The organism is Acidovorax sp. GW823-FHT02H02 (genome assembly GCF_058797075.1).
The window spans coordinates 159,836-177,553 of sequence record NZ_JBXAJH010000004.1; the positions used below are offsets into that span (position 1 = coordinate 159,836).

19 protein-coding genes, 1 tRNA gene and 1 pseudogene are annotated in these 17,718 nt (G+C 64.2%); 8 read left to right on the top strand and 13 right to left on the bottom strand.

Annotated features, from left to right (window positions below):
- Positions 1-78: 78 nt before the first annotated feature.
- Positions 79-1,038 (bottom strand): CDF family Co(II)/Ni(II) efflux transporter DmeF, encoded by a 960-nt coding sequence (gene dmeF, locus AC1RDS_RS06005; RefSeq protein WP_026437373.1) that lies wholly within the window; start codon positions 1,036-1,038, stop codon positions 79-81.
- A gap of 66 nt (positions 1,039-1,104) precedes the next feature.
- Here dmeF and AC1RDS_RS06010 point away from each other — a divergent pair, with 66 nt between their 5' ends.
- Complete coding sequence (locus AC1RDS_RS06010) at positions 1,105-1,380, top strand: metal/formaldehyde-sensitive transcriptional repressor (protein ID WP_026437372.1); 276 nt, start codon at positions 1,105-1,107, stop codon at positions 1,378-1,380.
- A gap of 40 nt (positions 1,381-1,420) precedes the next feature.
- Here AC1RDS_RS06010 and AC1RDS_RS06015 read toward each other — a convergent pair whose 3' ends face one another.
- The 6 genes from AC1RDS_RS06015 to AC1RDS_RS06040 form a co-directional block, all read right to left on the bottom strand.
- Positions 1,421-3,061, bottom strand: coding sequence for an ABC transporter ATP-binding protein (locus tag AC1RDS_RS06015; protein WP_034713080.1), 1,641 nt, complete (start codon positions 3,059-3,061; stop codon positions 1,421-1,423).
- 166 nt (positions 3,062-3,227) lie between these two features.
- Complete coding sequence (locus tag AC1RDS_RS06020; protein ID WP_026437370.1) at positions 3,228-4,262, bottom strand: ABC transporter permease; 1,035 nt, start codon at positions 4,260-4,262, stop codon at positions 3,228-3,230.
- Positions 4,259-4,663, bottom strand: coding sequence for a type II toxin-antitoxin system VapC family toxin (locus AC1RDS_RS06025; RefSeq protein ID WP_026437369.1), 405 nt, complete (start codon positions 4,661-4,663; stop codon positions 4,259-4,261). The genes AC1RDS_RS06020 and AC1RDS_RS06025 overlap by 4 nt, the downstream gene beginning before the upstream one ends.
- Before the next feature lie 5 nt (positions 4,664-4,668).
- Positions 4,669-4,956 carry a type II toxin-antitoxin system Phd/YefM family antitoxin gene (locus AC1RDS_RS06030; RefSeq protein WP_026437368.1) on the bottom strand — a complete coding sequence of 96 codons (288 nt, stop codon included), beginning with the start codon at positions 4,954-4,956 and terminating at the stop codon, positions 4,669-4,671.
- Between the two features lie 58 nt (positions 4,957-5,014).
- Positions 5,015-6,046: a microcin C ABC transporter permease YejB gene (locus AC1RDS_RS06035; RefSeq protein ID WP_092696612.1), complete on the bottom strand. Its 1,032-nt coding sequence runs from the start codon at positions 6,044-6,046 to the stop codon at positions 5,015-5,017.
- 116 nt (positions 6,047-6,162) lie between these two features.
- A complete protein-coding gene (locus tag AC1RDS_RS06040; protein ID WP_092696611.1) occupies positions 6,163-7,962 on the bottom strand; it encodes an extracellular solute-binding protein in 1,800 nt (599 codons plus the stop codon).
- Positions 7,963-8,066: 104 nt separating this feature from the next.
- Between AC1RDS_RS06040 and fabI the strand changes: the two genes are divergently transcribed.
- The gene (gene fabI, locus AC1RDS_RS06045) at positions 8,067-8,867 is read left to right on the top strand and encodes an enoyl-ACP reductase FabI (protein WP_092696610.1); all 801 of its coding nucleotides are present in this window, start codon (positions 8,067-8,069) and stop codon (positions 8,865-8,867) included.
- 82 nt (positions 8,868-8,949) lie between these two features.
- Complete coding sequence (locus tag AC1RDS_RS06050) at positions 8,950-9,801, top strand: DNA ligase (protein ID WP_348684021.1); 852 nt, start codon at positions 8,950-8,952, stop codon at positions 9,799-9,801.
- Positions 9,802-9,879: 78 nt separating this feature from the next.
- On the opposite strand, the gene AC1RDS_RS06055 is transcribed toward AC1RDS_RS06050, so the two are convergent.
- Complete coding sequence (locus AC1RDS_RS06055) at positions 9,880-12,243, bottom strand: arginine/lysine/ornithine decarboxylase (protein ID WP_092696609.1); 2,364 nt, start codon at positions 12,241-12,243, stop codon at positions 9,880-9,882.
- Between the two features lie 140 nt (positions 12,244-12,383).
- Between AC1RDS_RS06055 and AC1RDS_RS06060 the strand changes: the two genes are divergently transcribed.
- From AC1RDS_RS06060 to AC1RDS_RS06070, 3 genes are all read left to right on the top strand, one after another.
- A complete protein-coding gene (locus tag AC1RDS_RS06060) occupies positions 12,384-12,809 on the top strand; it encodes an NfeD family protein (RefSeq protein WP_092696608.1) in 426 nt (141 codons plus the stop codon).
- 36 nt (positions 12,810-12,845) lie between these two features.
- On the top strand, positions 12,846-13,760 hold the full coding sequence (locus AC1RDS_RS06065; RefSeq protein ID WP_287876774.1) for an SPFH domain-containing protein: 915 nt from the start codon (positions 12,846-12,848) through the stop codon (positions 13,758-13,760).
- Positions 13,761-13,833: 73 nt separating this feature from the next.
- Positions 13,834-13,923 (top strand) — tRNA-Ser (locus tag AC1RDS_RS06070).
- 111 nt (positions 13,924-14,034) lie between these two features.
- On the opposite strand, the gene AC1RDS_RS06075 is transcribed toward AC1RDS_RS06070, so the two are convergent.
- Genes AC1RDS_RS06075 through AC1RDS_RS06090 form a run of 4 tightly spaced genes read right to left on the bottom strand, consistent with a single transcriptional unit; the run spans position 14,035 to position 15,206 of the window.
- A complete protein-coding gene (locus AC1RDS_RS06075; RefSeq protein WP_155885277.1) occupies positions 14,035-14,274 on the bottom strand; it encodes a hypothetical protein in 240 nt (79 codons plus the stop codon).
- Between the two features lie 30 nt (positions 14,275-14,304).
- Positions 14,305-14,502: a hypothetical protein gene (locus tag AC1RDS_RS06080; protein WP_155885278.1), complete on the bottom strand. Its 198-nt coding sequence runs from the start codon at positions 14,500-14,502 to the stop codon at positions 14,305-14,307.
- A gap of 9 nt (positions 14,503-14,511) precedes the next feature.
- Positions 14,512-14,847 (bottom strand): helix-turn-helix domain-containing protein, encoded by a 336-nt coding sequence (locus AC1RDS_RS06085; RefSeq protein ID WP_026436979.1) that lies wholly within the window; start codon positions 14,845-14,847, stop codon positions 14,512-14,514.
- On the bottom strand, positions 14,844-15,206 hold the full coding sequence (locus AC1RDS_RS06090) for a type II toxin-antitoxin system RelE/ParE family toxin (protein ID WP_026436980.1): 363 nt from the start codon (positions 15,204-15,206) through the stop codon (positions 14,844-14,846). The genes AC1RDS_RS06085 and AC1RDS_RS06090 overlap by 4 nt, the downstream gene beginning before the upstream one ends.
- Before the next feature lie 181 nt (positions 15,207-15,387).
- Between AC1RDS_RS06090 and AC1RDS_RS06095 the strand changes: the two are divergent.
- Both AC1RDS_RS06095 and AC1RDS_RS06100 read left to right on the top strand, forming a co-directional pair.
- Positions 15,388-15,813: pseudogene (locus AC1RDS_RS06095) on the top strand (IS256 family transposase); the annotation flags it as partial.
- A gap of 106 nt (positions 15,814-15,919) precedes the next feature.
- A complete protein-coding gene (locus AC1RDS_RS06100; RefSeq protein ID WP_026436982.1) occupies positions 15,920-16,537 on the top strand; it encodes a type IV toxin-antitoxin system AbiEi family antitoxin domain-containing protein in 618 nt (205 codons plus the stop codon).
- 204 nt (positions 16,538-16,741) lie between these two features.
- On the opposite strand, the gene AC1RDS_RS06105 is transcribed toward AC1RDS_RS06100, so the two are convergent.
- Positions 16,742-17,554, bottom strand: a complete 813-nt coding sequence (locus AC1RDS_RS06105) for an undecaprenyl-phosphate glucose phosphotransferase (RefSeq protein ID WP_155885279.1) — start codon at positions 17,552-17,554, stop codon at positions 16,742-16,744.
- Positions 17,555-17,718 lie beyond the last annotated feature (164 nt).

A 17,718-nucleotide genomic window follows, 5' to 3' on the forward strand; every position in this document is an offset into this window, starting at 1 on the left:
CTGAAGGGGGTGCGCAGGTGCGCCCTGCAGAGGATTGTGCCCCGGCACGGGGCTACAGCCGAAAGTGACGGCGGAAAATCAGGCCGGCGCCGCCGCGCCAGGCGCATGGATCTCGACCGTGATGTGCACCAGCTCCTCGTGCACGCGCAGCTGCCGCTTGAAATATTCCGGCGCCACGCCGGGCGACGTGACCAGCGACAGGATGCACGCGTAGTCGCCCCGGCCCACGCGCCAGACATGCAGGTCGCTGATGCGCGCCGGCACGGGGCTGGCCGCGATGACCTCGCGGATTTCCGCCACCACCGGCGCGTCCATCTCGGCATCGAGCAGCACCTTGCCCGTATCCCGCAGCAGGCCCTGGGCCCACACGGCCACCAGCACCGCGCCCACGATGCCCATCACCGGATCCAGCCAGTCCGCCCCCCACAGCTTGCCGCCGAACAGCGCCACGATGGCCAGCACCGAGGTGGCGGCATCGGCCAGCACATGCAGGTAGGCCGAGCGCAGGTTCAGGTCGTGGTGGTGGTCCGAATGCCCATGCCCGTGGGAATGCCCATGGCCATGATCGTGTCCGTGGTGGTGGCCACCGCGCAGCAGCCAGGCGCAGGCCAGGTTGACCAGCAGGCCCACCACACCAATGGCGATGGCCTCGTCGTAGTGGATGGGCTGGGGCGCCAGCAGCCGCTGCAGCGACTGCACCAGCATCACGCCCGCCACCAGCACCAGTGCCAGCGCGCTCGTGTAGCCTGCCAGCACCTCGATCTTCCAGGTACCCAGCGAAAACCGCCGGTCGTGCGCGTAATGCCGCGCCGCCGCGTAGGCCATGGCCGACAGGCCCAGCGCCAGCGCGTGCGAACTCATGTGCCAGCCATCGGCCAGCAAGGCCATGGAGTTGAAAACCCAGCCCCCGGCGATCTCGGCCACCATCATCGCTACGGTCAGGGCCACGGCCCAGCGCGTGTTGCGCTCGGCCAGCGGGTTGCCCTGGTGGAAGTGGTGGGAATGGGACCCGTCAGAGGGCGTGGCAGTGGATGGCATGGAATGGAGGGGGATGAAATTGCCCCGCAATATACTCCACCCCAGTATCCATCACCCCCCAATTCCATGGCACACACCATCACCGGACACAAGCAGTTGCTGGCACGCGTGCGCCGCATCCAGGGCCAGGCCAGCGCACTCGAAAAAGCCCTGCTGGCGCAGTCCGACTGCGCCGCCGTGCTGCAGCAGATCGCCGCGATCCGCGGTGCCGTCAATGGCCTGATGGCCCAGGTGCTGGAAGGCCACCTGCGCGAGCATGTGGGCGCGCAAGGGCTGTCGGATGCGGCACGCGACGCAGGCATGGATCAGGTGACCGCCGTGCTGCGCTCCTACCTGCGATAGGCAGAATGGCCGCACGACAGGCACTCGCCCGCGCAGTGCGTCAGCCCGGCACTGCGGCCGCTGCCACCAGGCGCTGGGTGTAGGCTTGCCGGGGCGCATCCAGCACCTGGGCCACCGTGCCGCTTTCCAGCACCTCGCCATCCTTCATCACCAGCACGTCGTGCGCCATGGCGCGGATGACCTGAACGTCGTGCGTGATGAGCAGGTAGCTCAGGCCCTTGTCACGCTGCAGGCGCTGCAGCAGGCCCAGCACCTGCTGCTGGATGGTGACATCGAGCGCGCTGGTGGGTTCGTCGAGCACCAGCACGCGCGGCTGCACGATGAGGGCACGGGCAATGGCCAGGCGCTGGCGCTGGCCGCCGGAAAATTCATGCGGGTAGCGCGCCAGCAGGCCGGGGAACTGCGCCTCGGTCAGCCCCACCTCGGCCAGCGCGGCCTCCACCCTGGCACGACGCGCCGCCATGTCCAGCGCGCGCTCGTGCACCTGGAGGCCCTCGCCCACGATCTCTTCGACGGTGAGGCGCGGCGAGAGCGAGGAGAACGGGTCCTGGAACACCACCTGCACCTGGCGGCGCAACTGCTGGTTGGCGGGCGTGTTGCGCGCGGCCGGCTGCTGCCAGCCCTGCCCCGCCACCGCCAGCTCGCCGCCATGCGGCAGCAGGCCCAAAATAGCCTGCGCCAGCGTGGATTTGCCCGAACCCGATTCGCCCACCACGCCCAGCGTGCGGCCGGGCAGCAGTTGCAGCGTGGCCCCCAGCACGGCGACGAATTCACCTTTTTTGAACCAGCCGCGCACGCCGGGCAAGGGCGTGGGATAAACCACGCGCAGGTCTTGCGCCTGCACCACAGGGGCGATCCCTTCGGCGGGTTCGGTCTCCACCACATCGCGCCGGGGCTGGCTGGCGATGAGGCGGCGGGTGTAGCCATGCTGCGGGGCAGCAAACACATCGGCCACGCGGCCCTGCTCCACCAGCACGCCCTGCTCCATCACGGCCACGCGGTCGGCAAAGCGGCGCACCAGGTTCAGGTCGTGCGTGATGAGCAGCACGGCCATGCCGGTCTGGCGCTGCAAATCAGAAAGCAAATCCAGGATCTGGCCACGCAGCGTGACATCGAGCGCCGTGGTGGGCTCGTCGGCCAGCAGCAGCGCGGGCTCGCTGGCCAGGGCCATGGCGATCATGGCGCGCTGGCGCTGGCCGCCGCTCAACTGGTGCGGAAAGCTGTTGGCACGGCGTTCGGGCTCGGGGATGCCGGTCTTTGCCAGCAACTCCATCGCTTGCTGCGCAGACTGGGCGGGCGCCAAAGCCCTTTTCAACGCCAGAACCTCGGCAATCTGCTGGCCAATGGTCATCAGCGGGTTCAGCGCCGTCATGGGCTCCTGGAACACCATGGCGATGTCACCGCCGCGCACGCCGCGCATCTCGCGTTCCGACAAGGAGAGCAGGTCGCGCCCGCGCAGCAAGGCCTGGCCGCTGATGCTGGCATCACCCGCCAGGCGCAGCAGGCTCAAAGCGGTGATGGTCTTGCCCGAGCCCGACTCGCCCACCAGCGCCAGCTTCTCGCCCGGCGCGATGCTGAAGCCCACGCCGCACACCACCTCCTTGGCACCAAAGCGCACGGAAAGGTCGTGCACCTGCAGCAGCGGTGCAGGCGGGGACTGGGGTTGGAGTGTGGCGATCATGGCTTTGCTGTCGTTCGCAACGGGCTGATGCAGGATCGGATGTCAGCAACTGGCACGCACCAGGCCAGCGGACGCCGCGCAAGGGCCGCCCCGCCGCGCTGGCGGCGTCTCCCCTCCCGGCGAAGCCGAGAGAGGGGGGAAGGCGCGAAGCGACTCAGGGGGGTGTTCATTGTTTCCGGGGGTCCAAGGCATCGCGCAGCGCATCGCCCATGAAGGTCAGCAGCAGCAGCGTGACCACCAGCACGCCGAAGGTGGACAGCGAGATCCACCAGGCATCGATGCTGTTCTTGCCCTGGCTCAGCAGCTCGCCCAAGCTGGGCGTGCCCGGCGGCACGCCCAGGCCCAGGAAGTCGAGCGAGGTCAGCGCCAGGATGGCCGCGCTCATGCGAAACGGCAGGAAGGTGACCACGGGCGTGAGGCTGTTGGGCAGGATGTGGCGCCCGATGATCTGCGCATTGCCCACGCCCAGGGCGCGCGCCGCCTTCACGTAATCAAGCTGGCGGTTGCGCAAAAACTCGGCGCGCACGTAGTCGCTCAGCCCCATCCAGCCAAACAGGCTGAGCAAGATCAACAGCAGCGAAATGCTGGGCGCGAACACGGCACTGAAGATGATGAGCAGGTACAGCTCGGGCATGGAGCCCCAGATCTCGATGAAGCGCTGAAACGCCAGATCGGTCTTGCCGCCAAAGAAACCCTGGATGGCGCCGGTGATCACGCCCAGCGCCACGCCCGTGACGGTGAGCGCCAGCGCAAACAGCACACTCACGCGAAAGCCGTAGATCAGCTGCGCCAGCAGGTCGCGCCCGCGGTCGTCGGTGCCCAGCCAGTTCTCCGGCGTGGGCGCCGAGGGGTTGGGCGCCTTGGCAAAGTAGTTGAGCGTGTTCGGCCCGTAGGGGTTCAAGGTGTAGAGCGCCCAGTTGCTGCCCTGCGTGATGCGCTCGCGGATGAAGGGATCGAGGTAGTCGGTGGGCGTCTCGAAGTCGCCGCCAAAGGTCTTCTCGGGGTAGTCCTTGAGCATGGGAAAGTAGGTCTGCCCCTCGTAGCGCACGATGAGCGGCCGGTCGTTGCTGACCAGCTCGGCGCACAGGCTCACGAGCACCAGCGCGCAAAAAATCAGCAGGCTCCAGTAGCCCAGGCGGTTGCGCTTGAAACGCAGCCAGGCGCGGCGGGAGGGGGACAAGGACGGGCTGGCTGGACTCATGCCGTAAACGGGTTGAGCAGCCCAATGCCGCAGCCATCAAAGTCGCGCACATTGCGCGTGACCACCGTGAGCGCGTGCACCTGGGCGGTGGCGGCTATCAGCATGTCGGCCTGGCTGCGCACCTGCCCGCGTGCGGCGAACATGCCGCGCATTTCTCCAGCGCGGCGAGCTATGGATGGCGTGGTGTCGAGCACCTCATTGCGCCCAATGAACTCGTCAAACCATGCCATTAAGGTGGGGTGGGGTTTGCGCAATAAGCCATAAAAAATTTCATCGATAGTGATGACAGACAAAGTGAGCTTGCCATGCACAGCATCGACCGTGTCGCGCCACGCCAGAACGCCTGGGTGGGGCTGGCGGCGCATCAGCTCGCTAATGATGTTGGTGTCTGCAAGCTGCATGGCTGTCAGTCCCAGTATCCAGGTTCATCCATGGGATTGGGGCGATTGGTTCTGGGCGGTATCTCGATGCCATCCAATCCCTGTGCTGCAAGCAAAGCGCGTATTTCGTCAAACTGCTGCGCCAGCGTGGGCCGCTGGCGCTCGGCCTTCCATCGTTTGAATTCCTCAAACTCCTGCGCCGAAATCAGCACGGCGACAGGTTTGTCTCGGTTGTAGATAGCTTGCGGCTCCTCGGCGGTCAGGCGCACCACTTCAGAAAATTGCTGCTTGGCGCTGGCGATGTTCCAGGTCATGATGAACCCCTCAAATGGACAAGTTGGGCACTTATTATGTCCAACTCTCGATCAGCCATCAATCGAATTTCACCCGCGGGTCCACCCACACGTAGCACAGGTCGGAAATCAGCTTGGTCACCAGCCCGATCAGCGTGAACAAATACAGCGTGCCCAGTACCACGGGGTAGTCGCGGCGGATCACGCTCTCGTAGCTCAAGAGGCCCAGGCCGTCGAGTGAAAACAGCGTCTCGATCAGCAGCGAGCCCGCAAAGAACGCGCCGATGAACGCCGCCGGAAAGCCGGTGATGATGGGAATCAGCGCGTTGCGGAACACATGCTTCCACAGCACCTGGCGCTCGCTCAGGCCCTTGGCGCGCGCCGTCAGCACATACTGCTTGCGGATTTCTTCCAGAAACGCGTTCTTGGTCAGCATGGCCGTCACGGCAAAGCTGCCCAGCACCATGGCGGTGATGGGCAAGGTGATGTGCCACAGGTAGTCCACGATGCGCGCGCCCCAGCCCAACTCCTCCCAGTTCGACGAGGTCAGCCCGCGCAGCGGAAACCACTGCAGCTGTCCGCCGAAGATGACCAGCAGCGCCACACCCAGCACGAAGCCCGGAATCGCATAGCCCACCAGGATGAGCAGCGTGGTCACCAGATCGAAGCGCGAACCCGCGCGCACCGCCTTGGCCACGCCCAGGGGCACGGCCACGAGGTAGCTGATGAAGAAGGTCCACAGCCCCAGGCTGATGGACACGGGCAGCTTCTCCACCACCAGCTGCCACACGTCCTTGTTCTGGAAGAAGCTCTTGCCCAGGTCAAAGCGCGCGAACTGGCCCAGCATCTGCCAGAAACGCTCGTGCGCAGGCTTGTCGAAGCCATACAGCGCCTTGATCTGCTCCAGCCGCTTCGGGTCCACGCCCTGCGCGCCCCGGTAGGCCAGGCCGCCGCCTTCGGCGCCACCACCACCCGCGCCGGCCTTGGCCTCGGCCATGTACTGCTCCACCGGACCGCCGGGCACGAACTGGATCACCACAAAGGTCAGCAGCAGCACGCCCAGCAGGGTGGGCAGCATCAGCAGCACGCGCTTGAGGATGTAGGCCAGCATCTTCGATCAACCCTTGTTTTCAGCAGTGGTGGTGGCGGCCGCCGCGCCGGGCCGCCACCAGCAAGGCCAGCCCCCTCGGGGAACAGCGACCCGCGCAACGGTGGAGCGTGGGGGCATCATTGGCGTGCCCACCAGGTGTCGATAACCCAGCCCTCGCCGCTGGTGTAGGGCGGCACCGTGGCGGGTCTGGCCAGGCGCCAGCCGTTGTAGGCCATGCGGTGGGTGGGCGCCGTCCACTGGGGAAGCAGGTAGTGGCTGTGCGCGATGATGCGCTCCAGCGCATGGCAGGCGGGCAGCAGCTGCGCCGCGGTCCTGGCCGCGGTCATGGCCTTGATCATGGCGTCCACGGCCGGGCTCTTCACGCCGGCGAAGTTGCCCGAATCCTCGGTGTCGGCGGCCTTGCTGCCGAACAGGTCGGCAAACTCCTGGCCCGGGTTGTGCGTGCCCTGGAAGGCCATGGAGGTGATGTCGAAGTCAAACTTCTGCAGGCGCTGCTGGTACAGGGCAAAGTCCACCGAGCGGAAACGCAGCGTGATGCCCAGCTTTTCGAGGCTGCGCATCCAGGGCGTGACGGTGCGCACGCCGCCCTCGTTGCTGTCCATGTATTCCAGCACCATGGCCTGCCCCTGGGCATTGCGCAGGGCACCATCGCGCACCTCCCAGCCCGCTTCTTTCAGCAGCTGCTGCGCGCGGCGCAGGTTGGCGCGCAGCGACGAATCCCCGTCGGTGCGCGGTGGCACGGTCATGGGGCCAAAAGCCGCTGGTGGGATGTCCTTGCGAAACGGCCCCATCAGCGCCAGCTCCTGCGGCGACGGCGTGCCGCGGGTCTCGCAGGCGGTGTTGCCAAACAGGCCGTTGACCCGCTGGTAGGCGCCGTAGAACATCTGGCGGTTCATCCACTCGTAGTCGATCGCCAGGCCCAGCGCCTCGCGCACGCGCACATCCTGCAACAGCGGGCGGCGCGTGTTGAGCACATAGCTCTGGAAGCCCGAGGGCAGCTTGTGGGCGAATTCGCCCTTGACCAGTTCACCGGTGTCGAACTTCTTGCCATTCACGCGCCGCGCCCAATCGCCCGCGCTGAAAAAGCGCATCAGGTCGAACTCGCCGGCCTTGAGGGCTTCGAGCCGCGCCGTGGCGTCCTTGTAGATCTTGACGGTGATGCGATCAAAGTTGGCCGTGCCCCTGCGCACGTTCAAATCCTTGGCCCAGTAGCCCGGGTCGCGCACGTAGGTGATGTCCTTGCCGAAGCGCACCGGGCCGATCTTGTAGGGCCCGCTGCCAATGGGGATGTCCATCACCACCTGGTCGAAGGGCTTGGCCTGGCCGTTCTCCATGCCCCAGTCGCGGCTGAACACCGGCAGGCCGCCCACGGTGAGCGGCAGCTCGCGGTTGGGCTGCCTGAAGCGGTAGCGCACCGTGCGCTCGTCCAGCACATCGACCCCCGCCACATCGATCAGCGTGGTCTTGTAGGCGGGCGACGTGAACGGGCCCACCAGGGTGTCGTAGCTGTATTTCACGTCCTGCGCCGCCACCTGCTTGCCATTGTGAAAGCGCGCCTCAGGCCGCAGGCGGAACGTGGCCGAAAGCCCGTCGGGGGCCACCTCCACATCCTCGGCCAGCAGGCCGTAGCCGGTGGCGGTTTCGTCCATGGAGCCCGCCAGCAGCGAGTCGAACATCAGCGCCGACAGGTAGGCCGGCGCGCTGCCCTTGATGGTGAACGGGTTGTATTTGTCGAAGGTGGAGGTGCGCAGGTTGCTCACCAGCCGCAGCTCGCCGCCCTTGGGGGCATCGGGGTTCACGTAACTGAAATGCGTGAACCCGGCCGGGTAGCGCGGCGCGCCCCACAGCGCATAGGCATGCGCAGCCCAGGCTGGCGCCGCACACAAGCACATCGAAAAAATCAACCAAAACCGCATGAGACAATTCTGCCCTACGTCGGCGGGGCCTTTGCGCAAACTGCGGGGCCGACCCCAGTAACCACGCCGTCCACCCCCACATCGCATTCCACAGGAGAAAAACCATGGGTTTTCTGACCGGCAAGAAACTGCTCATCACGGGCGTGCTGTCCAACCGCTCCATCGCTTACGGCATCGCCAAGGCCTGCCACGCACAGGGCGCCGAGCTGGCCTTCAGCTACGTGGGCGAGCGCTTCAAGGACCGCATCACCGACTTTGCCGCCGAGTTTGACTCGAAGCTGATCTTTGATTGCGACGTGGGCAGCGACGAGCAGATCGACCGCATGTTTGCCGACCTGGCCCAGACCTGGCCCCAATTCGACGGCTTCGTGCACAGCATCGGCTTTGCGCCGCGCGAGGCGATTGCCGGCAACTTCCTCGAAGGCCTCTCGCGCGAAGCGTTTCGCATTGCGCACGACATCAGCGCCTACAGCTTCCCGGCCATGGCCAAGGCCGCCCTGCCCTACCTGAACGACAAGTCCTCGCTGCTCACGCTGAGCTACCTGGGCGCGCTGCGCAGCATTCCCAACTACAACACCATGGGCCTGGCCAAGGCCAGCCTGGAAGCCAGCGTGCGCTACCTGGCCGAGGCCGTGGGCCGCACCGAAGACGGCCGCAGCATCCGCGTCAACGGCGTCTCCGCCGGCCCCATCAAGACCCTGGCGGCCAGCGGCATCAAGGACTTCGGCAAGCTGCTGGGCCGCGTGGCCGACGCCGCGCCCCTGCGCCGCAACGTGACGATCGAGGACGTGGGCAACGTGGCAGCCTTCCTGCTGTCCGACCTGGCCAGCGGCATGACGGCCGAGATCAGCTACGTGGACGGCGGTTTCAGCCAGACGGCAGGCCTGAGCGCCGACCAGGTCTGAATACCTCCCGCCGGTATTCTTGGTCAAATCGGCTGCTAGCGCTTACCAATCAAGCGCCAGCAGCCACATGATCCATCGCACCATGCGCCGCAGAAGCTGCCTCGCCCTGCTGGCGCTGGCCGCCCTTCCTGCCCTGCCCTCGCTGGCCGCAGAGGCACCCGCCCTGCTGCTGGCCCAGGTCTATCGCCCCGGCCTGGCGCTGCAGGATTACTGGGTGAGCGAGAAATACGACGGCGTGCGCGGCTTCTGGGATGGCCGCACGCTGCGCACCCGGGGCGGCGAGACGGTGCAGGCCCCCGCCTGGTTCACCGCCGGCTGGCCCGAGGTGCCGATAGACGGCGAGCTGTGGGCCGGGCGCGCACGATTCAGCCACGCCCAGTCCACCGCGCGCCAACAGCAAGCCGACGACGCGGCCTGGCGCCAGATGCGCTTCATGGTGTTTGACCTGCCCGCGCATGGCGGCACATTCGACCAGCGCCTGCCGGCCCTGGCCGCCCTCGTCGAGCACCTGGGCCAGCCCTGGGTGCAGGCCGTGCCGCAACGGCGCGTGGCCAGCGACGCAGCGCTGCAGGCGCTGCTGCACCGCACCGTGCGCGCCGGTGGCGAGGGGCTGATGCTGCACCGGGGCGCATCGCTGTACCGCGCAGGCCGCAGCGACGATCTCATCAAGCTCAAGACGCACGAAGACACCGAGGCCCGCGTGGTCGCGCACCTGCCCGGCAAGGGCAGACACGCCGGACGCATGGGTGCGCTGCTGGTCGAAATGCCCACCGGCCAGCGTTTCCGGCTGGGTGCAGGCTTCAGCGATGCCGACCGCGAACGCCCGCCGCCCGTGGGCAGCTGGGTGACCTACCGCTTTCGCGGCACCCACGACGGCGGCCTGCCACGCTTTGCCAGCTTTGTGCGGGTGCGCGAGGACATGCCGGCCCAGTGAAGTGAACGGGTTGAACGGGCGAGCGGCTGGCAGCCAGTTCAACCCAAAATCCAGCGACCGCAAAGGCCGCCGGCGCCGTCACACATTGCGGCCGTAAGGGCCATCGTCGCCCATCTGCACCAGATTGTCGGAAGTGGTCAGCGGCTTGGGTTGTCTGGCGAATTTCTCGGCCACGCAGTCGGCGTAATAGCGCACCTGGCCGCTTTCATCCTCCACCTCGACCAGGCCGTGGATATCCGTCTCGAAGCCCGGGCACAGCTTGGCGAATTCACGGGCGAACTTCAGGTAGTCCACGATCTTCCGGTTGAACACCTCGCCCGGAATCAGCAGCGGAATGCCCGGCGGGTACGGCGTGACCAGGCCCACGGTGATGCGGCCTTCGAGGTGGTCGATCTCCACGCGCTCGGTGGTGCGGTGGGCGATGTGCGCAAACGCGTCGCTGGGCTTCATGGCCGGCGTGAGGTCCGACAAATACATCTCGGTCGTCAGGCGCGCGATGTCGTACTTGGCATACATCTCGTGCACATGCTGGCACAGGTCCTTGAGGCCCATGCGCTCGTAGCGCTTGTGCTGCTGGCAGAACTCGGGAAGGATGCGCCACATGGGCTGGTTCTTCTCGTAGTCGTCCTTGAACTGCTGCAGCGCCGTGAGCAGCGTGTTCCAGCGGCCCTTGGTGATGCCGATGGTGAACATGATGAAGAAGCTGTAGAGCCCCGTCTTTTCGACCACCACGCCGTGCTCGGCCAGGTACTTGGTCACGATGGACGCCGGAATGCCGGTCTTGTCGAACTTGCCGTCCAGGCTCAGGCCCGGCGTGACGATGGTGGACTTGATCGGGTCGAGCATGTTGAAGCCGTCGGCCAGCTGGCCGAAACCGTGCCACTTGCTGCCGTTCTTCTTGCTCTTGCTGTCGCTGCGGATGATCCAGTCCTCGGCCCGGCCAATGCCTTCGTCCACCAGCTTTTCCGGCCCCCAGACCTTGAACCACCAGTCGTTCTTGCCGAACTCTTCCTCCACCTGGCGCATGGCGCGGCGAAAATCCAGCGCTTCGAGAATGCTCTCTTCCACCAGCGCGGTGCCGCCGGGCGGCTCCATCATCGCGGCCGCCACGTCGCAGCTGGCGATGATGCTGTACTGAGGGCTGGTGCTGGTGTGCATCAGATAGGCCTCGTTGAACAGGTGGCGGTCGAGCTTGGTGGTCTGCGAGTCCTGCACCAGCACATGGCTGGCCTGGCTGATGCCCGCCAGCAGCTTGTGGATGGACTGCGTGGCGTAGGTCACCGAGTGCTTGGGCCGCATGCGCTTCTTGCCCATGGCGTGGTAGCTGCCATAGAACGGGTGGAAGGCCGCGTGCGGCAGCCAGGCTTCATCGAAGTGCAGGTTGTCCACGTAGCCATCGAGCATGGCCTTGATGGTTTCGGTGTTGTAGAGCACGCCGTCGTAGGTGGACTGCGTGAGCGTGAGCACGCGGGGCTTGACCTTCTTCGGATCGACGCCCTTGAGCAGGGGGTTGGCCTTGATCTTGGCCTGGATGGCCACGGGCTCGAACTCGCTCTGCGGGATGGGCCCGATGATGCCGAAGTGGTTGCGCGTGGGCTTCATGAACACGGGCACCGCGCCGGTCATGATGATGCTGTGCAGGATGGACTTGTGGCAGTTGCGGTCCACCACCACCACGTCGTCCGGCGCCACCGTGTGGTGCCACACCATCTTGTTGGATGTGGATGTGCCGTTGGTCACGAAGAAGCAGTGGTCGGCATTGAAGATGCGCGCGGCATTGCGCTCCGATTCGCCAATGGCGCCGTTGTGGTCCAGCAGCTGGCCCAGCTCTTCCACGGCATTGCAGACGTCGGCGCGCAGCATGTTCTCGCCGTAGAACTGGTGGTACATCTGGCCCACGGGGCTCTTCAAAAACGCCACGCCACCCGAGTGGCCTGGGCAGTGCCAGCTGTACGAGCCGTCTTCGGCGTAATCGAGCAGCGCCTTGAAGAACGGCGGCTGCACGCCTTCCAGGTAGCTCTTGGCCTCGCGGATGATGTGCTTGGCCACGAATTCGGGGGTGTCCTCGAACATGTGGATGAACCCGTGCAGCTCGCGCAGGATGTCGTTGGGCAGGTGGCGGCTGGTCTTGGTTTCGCCGTGCACGTAGATGGGCACCTCGGCATTCTTGCGCCGCACTTCGCCAATGAAGTTGCGCAGGCTCAGCACGATGGGATCGAGCCCCTCCTGCGCCGTGAATTCTTCATCGTCAATCGACAGGATGAAGGCGCTGGCGCGGCTTTGCTGCTGGGCGAACTGGCTCAGATCGCCATAGCTGGTGACCCCGACCACCTCGAAGCCCTCGGCCTCGATGGCCTGCGCCAGAGCGCGGATGCCCAGGCCCGAGGTGTTCTCGGAACGATAGTCCTCATCGATGATGATGATGGGAAAGCGAAACTTCATGTGCAGCCTCCGTGCAACCGTGCCATGCCCGGCCAAAAAACGAAACAGGCGCGAAGTGTAAGGAATAAGCATGACGCGCCTTTGAAGCGCCATTCTTTTGACCCAGAATGTGGTGCACTAAAGACGAACAAGGAGTCGGCATGGAGGAATCCACGATCTGGTGGCTTTTGGCAGGCGTGGCGGTGGTCACCGAGCTGCTGACCGGCACTTTCTATCTGCTGATGCTGGCGGTGGGGCTGGCCGCCGCAGCGCTGGCCGCCCACCTGGGCCTGCCGCTGACCGTGCAGATCATCACGGCCGCGGTGGTGGGCGGCGGTGCGGTGGTCGCATGGCACCAGTTCAAGAAGAAACGCCCTGGCGACCCGCCTGCCCGCGCCGACCGCAGCGTGAACCTGGATGTGGGCGAAACCGTCATGATCGACAGCTGGAGTGCCGACGGCACCGCCACGGTGAAATACCGCGGCACCCAGTGGACCGCCATCCATCGCCCCGGCGTCACGCCCTCCACCGGCATGCACCGCGTGGCCGAACTGGTGGGCAGCCGCCTGCTGGTGGACCCGCTCTGAAACCACCGCCCATACCCAACGCCCGGAAAGGCCCCCATGGAAATCGCCCTCATCCTCTTCGTCATCGCCGTCATCTTCATTGCGCGCTCCGTCAAGGTCGTGCCCCAGCAAAACGCCTGGGTGAAAGAACGGCTGGGCAAATACGCCGGCACGCTCACACCGGGCCTGAATTTTCTGGTGCCGTTTGTGGACCAGGTCGCCTACAAGCACAGCCTGAAAGAAATCCCGCTCGATGTGCCCAGCCAGATCTGCATCACCCGCGACAACACACAGCTGCAGGTGGATGGCATCCTGTACTTCCAGGTGACAGACCCCATGCGCGCCAGCTACGGATCGAGCAACTACATCATGGCCGTGACCCAGCTGGCCCAGACCTCGCTGCGCAGCGTGATCGGCAAGCTCGAACTCGACAAAACCTTTGAAGAGCGCGACATCATCAATGCCCAGGTGGTGCAGGCCATCGACGAGGCCGCGCTGAACTGGGGCGTGAAGGTGCTGCGCTACGAAATCAAGGACCTCACGCCCCCGAAGGAAATCCTGCACGCCATGCAGGCCCAGATCACCGCCGAACGCGAAAAGCGCGCCCTGATCGCCGCCTCGGAAGGCCGCCGCCAGGAACAGATCAACATCGCCACCGGCGAGCGCGAGGCCTTCATTGCCCGCTCCGAGGGTGAAAAGCAGGCCGTCATCAACAAGGCACAGGGCGAAGCCGCATCGATCAAGGCCGTGGCCGAAGCCAATGCCGAAGCCATCGAACGCGTGGCCGCCGCCATCCGCCAGCCCGGCGGCGAGCAGGCCGTGCAACTCAAGGTGGCCGAAAAAGCCGTGGAAGCCTATGGCAAGGTGGCCACCGACGCCACCACCACCCTCATCGTTCCCAGCAACATGACCGAGGTATCGGCACTGATTGGTTCCGCCATGAAGATGGTTCAGACCCAGAAGGCCAGTTGAAGCCGTTTTTTTTGGGGCAAGCCAGGCCGCAAACCCCAACACCCCCTGACCTGTGGCTATAATCGTGGGCTTCGGAGAGGTGGATGAGCGGTTTAAGTCGCACGCCTGGAAAGCGTGTGTGGGCTAATCCCCACCGCGGGTTCGAATCCCGCCCTCTCCGCCATATACAACCCCAAGTGATTGATTCACTTAGGGTTTTTTCTTTGGGAGCCTGTCCTCCTGCCCAAACACCCGCCCAAAGCCAACCCGGTAGGGCTTGCACTTGATTGCAGGATCAAGGAAGGCTGTTGAGGTATTTGAGGAAGCTCCTTTGCTCTTCCTCTTTGTCCACGATCTGCATGAACGGCTCAAGGTTAGCCTTCGTCAAGAGGATGAAGCCTGCTTCCATAGATTGCCGCGCTGCTTCTATGCTCTGCTCGACAGTACCCGCCCACTTTGACCACTTCGCCAAATCCCTGGATGTCAGGGTGTCGATGTTTAGCGGTTCAAACACCTTACCGAAGGGTCTCAGCAATAGCTTTGCCTTGTACGCGCATGCGGCGCTCTACGTCCTTGAGCATTTCACATCAACCTGCTGCGCAGCAAGCATTCCATCAAGGGAACATCCGACTTGCTGAAGTTCTGCCAGATCAGCAACAGAGAGATGCGGCATGGCGGCAAGCATTTCGTCGATCCACATCCGGGCGTCTGATTGTTCCGAAGCGGCCATACTCAACCGGGGGGCGGAGATTGGTTCGGGCATCTCAGCCCCTTATGCAGGAGCGAGCATCAGATGCCCGACTTCAGACTTGGCAGGCCGTACCTTGATTTCAATGTCGTAGCCCAGCCGGGTGAGGCAGTCCATCAGCTTGCGCTCGGAAAGGTTGCTGAAGTCGCCGCGCATCATGTCTGAGACTTTGGGCTGCGTGATGCCCATCAGCTTGGCAGCCTCTTGTTGAGTCAAGCCACGACTGCGCATGGCCTTTCTGATCTCGACGACCAGTCCGGTTTTGATCTTGAGCTTTTCGGCGTCAGCCAAGCCGAGATCGGCAAACACGTTGCCAGAACCGCGATGCACTTCAACACCATCGACAAGTCGAGTTTTCATTTGCGCAACTCCTTCACATACGCTTCGGCCACTCTGAGCCTTGCGTGAACAATGTCCATGTCCTCTTTGGGCGTGGCGATTCCGCGCTTGCTCTTCTTTTGAAAGCAGTGAAGGACAAACACCGCTTCTGCGAACTTGACGGTGTAGACAGCGCGGTAGGTGCCACCGGCGTCGTCTTCCACCACTTCAAGCACACCAGCACCACCAAAGCCCTTGAGCACCTTGGCGTCGTCGTGCTTGTCGCCAGCCTGTGCCAGCGATAAGGCAAAACCGAAGTGGCGCCGTACATCGTCAGGCAATGCCAACAAGTCTCTGTAGCTGCTGCCGATCCACTCCAGTGGTTTTTCAGGCATTGGCATGGTTAAAAATATACATGAAATGGTATATGTGGTCAATGTCCGCATTTCGGCGAGCGCCACCCCAGCAACTGGCGGAAAGCAATGGCCGATGGCCACCCCACTCGCGCGCACTCAATAGGGTGTCGTCTCTGAAAAGTAGCCTCCAAAAAATGTTTTTTGGCGCCGGTACCTGGCCATCGGCATCTTCATCGCCTGTGTCGATGGGCTCAAGGGCTTTCCCGAGGCCATCGAGGCCGTGCTCCCCAAGGCGGTGGTGCAGCTGTGCATCGTGCACATGGTGCGCCACAGCCTGAACTACGTGTCTTGGAAACGCAGGAAAGAGGTGGCCACCGATTTGAGGCGCATCTACCAATCGGCCACCGCCGAGGAGGCCGAGCTGCGCCTGGGTGAGTTCGAGGCCAAGTGGGATGCCGAGTACCTGCCCATTGGCCAGTCCTGGCACAGGAACTGGAGCCGCTTGACCCCGTTAAGTGACGAGGCGCTGAGCAAGCTGTTCTATTTGGCCCTGCGCAACATCAGCCAGAAGTGGACCATGCCTATCCGCGATGGGAAAGCTGCACTGACCCGCTTTACCATTCAGTTCGCAGACCGCATCTCTGTCAACTGAAGTCCGGCCCGTTTACACAAAAATTCGGACACGCCCGGTGGCTTAGTTTGTTTTTTTATCTAGTTATTTATTGACAAATGACTAGCTTTTGCAACAAACTGCATGAATGGCTCGTGGCGAAAACTCAACGATGGAATACGCCGTGCTCGCACTCGCCGAGCGACAGCCACTGCTGCGCGCACGCGACCTGACAGTACAGGCGCTGCCGACCGTTGCGCTCAGCCGACTGGTCGCTGCGGGCAAGCTGGAACGTGTGGCCCGCGGCGTCTACAGCCTGCCGGGGCGTGCGCTCAGCGAGCACCGGTCTCTGGCCGAAGTTGCCCTGCGGGCGCCGCGTGGCGTTGTGTGCCTGCTGTCGGCGCTGCGCGTCCATGGTATCGGCACCCAGGCACCGTTCGAGGTCTGGCTGGCGATCCCGCCGCATACACCCACGCCCCGACTGGACCAGCCGGCGCTGCGTGTGGTGCGCATGTCGGGACTGGCCCTCTCCGAAGGCGTTGAACCCATCGAAATCGATGGTGTGCAAGTCCCGGTGTTCAACGCCAACAAAACGGTGGCAGACTGCTTCAAGTACCGCAACAAGATCGGTCTGGACGTGGCGCTGGAGGCGCTGCGCGATGGCTGGGCTCAGCGCAAGCTGACCATGGATGCGCTCTGGCACTACGCCGCGGTCAACCGCGTAGCCAATGTGATGCGGCCCTACCTGGAAAGCGTGACAGCATGAGCCGCAACCTGGCCGCCTCCATCCGCGCCCGCTTGAAGCAACGCGCCTATGCCACGAAGCAGGACTTCAACCTGACGCTCACCCACTACGGGCTGGAGCGGTTGCTGTATTCGATACGGCCTGCGACCTACTCAGGGCGAACGGGGGAATCGTGGTGCGGCGGATACGGCCTCAGGCCCACTCAAGCCGAACGGGGGAACCCGCCTAATACGCGTTCTTGTGCACAAACCCCTTGAACACCGTCGCCACGATGATCTTCAGATCCAGCCACAGCGACACGTTCTCGATGTAGTGCAGGTCGTATTCCACGCGCTTTTCCATTTTGTCGAGCGTGTCTGTCTCGCCCCTGAAACCATTGACCTGCGCCCAGCCCGTAATGCCGAGCTTGACCTTGTGGCGCAGCATGTAGCCGGGCACCAGCTCTTTGTAATGCTCGTTGTGTGCCACCGCGTGCGGCCGGGGGCCGACGATGGACATGCGGCCTTGCAGCACATTGATGAACTGCGGCAGCTCGTCCAGGCTGGTGCGGCGCAGGAAGGCGCCCAGGGGCGTGATGCGCGCATCGTTGCGCCTGGCCTGGGTGACCTGAAAATCAGGCTCCTGGTGCACCACCATGCTGCGAAACTTGTAGACCCAGATCCCCTCGCCGTTCCAGCCGTGGCGCAGCTGCCGGTACAGCACCGGCCCGTGCGATGTGAGCTTGATGGCCAGTGCAATCGCCAGCATCAGCGGGCTGATCAGCAGCAAAATCAGCGCGCCCAGCAGCCGGTCTTGCACCGCCTTCATCAACCGCACCTTGCCGGTGATAGGCGAAGCCGACAAGTCCAGCATCGGAATGCCCAGCACCTCGCTGACACCGTGGTTGATCAGCCTGAGCGCAAACAAGTCGGGCACCAGGCGGATGTTGGCCGTGCTGTGGCGCAGCGCATCGAGCGTGGCAAAAATGCCCTCTTTGTCGCCCACCGGGAGGCACAGCCACACCTCGTCCACCGGCCGCTCGTCAACACACGCGCTCACACCACGCTGACTGGATATTCAAGCATTACCCACTCAAAATGTGACAATTTGTTCTATTGGTCACCACCTCCACCCCCCATCCATGCTGTCCATGCGGGGGCGTGTCTTGCGGCATCTGCGTCGGTTGTGCCTTTTGCACAGACCGCACGCGCTGCCAATGCCAG

Coding starts and splice junctions, on each gene's coding strand:
- AC1RDS_RS06090 (WP_026436980.1), bottom strand. CDS start 15,206: ATGCCAATGCCTGAAAAACCACTGGAGTGGATCGGCAGCAGCTACAGA.
- AC1RDS_RS06030 (WP_026437368.1), bottom strand. CDS start 4,956: ATGACCTGGAACATCGCCAGCGCCAAGCAGCAATTTTCTGAAGTGGTG.
- AC1RDS_RS06040 (WP_092696611.1), bottom strand. CDS start 7,962: ATGCGGTTTTGGTTGATTTTTTCGATGTGCTTGTGTGCGGCGCCAGCC.
- AC1RDS_RS06055 (WP_092696609.1), bottom strand. CDS start 12,243: ATGAAGTTTCGCTTTCCCATCATCATCATCGATGAGGACTATCGTTCC.
- AC1RDS_RS06020 (WP_026437370.1), bottom strand. CDS start 4,262: ATGAGTCCAGCCAGCCCGTCCTTGTCCCCCTCCCGCCGCGCCTGGCTG.
- AC1RDS_RS06100 (WP_026436982.1), top strand. CDS start 15,920: ATGGCTCGTGGCGAAAACTCAACGATGGAATACGCCGTGCTCGCACTC.
- AC1RDS_RS06035 (WP_092696612.1), bottom strand. CDS start 6,046: ATGCTGGCCTACATCCTCAAGCGCGTGCTGCTGATGCTGCCCACCCTG.
- fabI (WP_092696610.1), top strand. CDS start 8,067: ATGGGTTTTCTGACCGGCAAGAAACTGCTCATCACGGGCGTGCTGTCC.
- AC1RDS_RS06080 (WP_155885278.1), bottom strand. CDS start 14,502: ATGCCCGAACCAATCTCCGCCCCCCGGTTGAGTATGGCCGCTTCGGAA.
- AC1RDS_RS06065 (WP_287876774.1), top strand. CDS start 12,846: ATGGAAATCGCCCTCATCCTCTTCGTCATCGCCGTCATCTTCATTGCG.
- AC1RDS_RS06085 (WP_026436979.1), bottom strand. CDS start 14,847: ATGAAAACTCGACTTGTCGATGGTGTTGAAGTGCATCGCGGTTCTGGC.
- AC1RDS_RS06050 (WP_348684021.1), top strand. CDS start 8,950: ATGCGCCGCAGAAGCTGCCTCGCCCTGCTGGCGCTGGCCGCCCTTCCT.
- AC1RDS_RS06010 (WP_026437372.1), top strand. CDS start 1,105: ATGGCACACACCATCACCGGACACAAGCAGTTGCTGGCACGCGTGCGC.
- AC1RDS_RS06025 (WP_026437369.1), bottom strand. CDS start 4,663: ATGCAGCTTGCAGACACCAACATCATTAGCGAGCTGATGCGCCGCCAG.
- dmeF (WP_026437373.1), bottom strand. CDS start 1,038: ATGCCATCCACTGCCACGCCCTCTGACGGGTCCCATTCCCACCACTTC.
- AC1RDS_RS06060 (WP_092696608.1), top strand. CDS start 12,384: ATGGAGGAATCCACGATCTGGTGGCTTTTGGCAGGCGTGGCGGTGGTC.
- AC1RDS_RS06015 (WP_034713080.1), bottom strand. CDS start 3,061: ATGATCGCCACACTCCAACCCCAGTCCCCGCCTGCACCGCTGCTGCAG.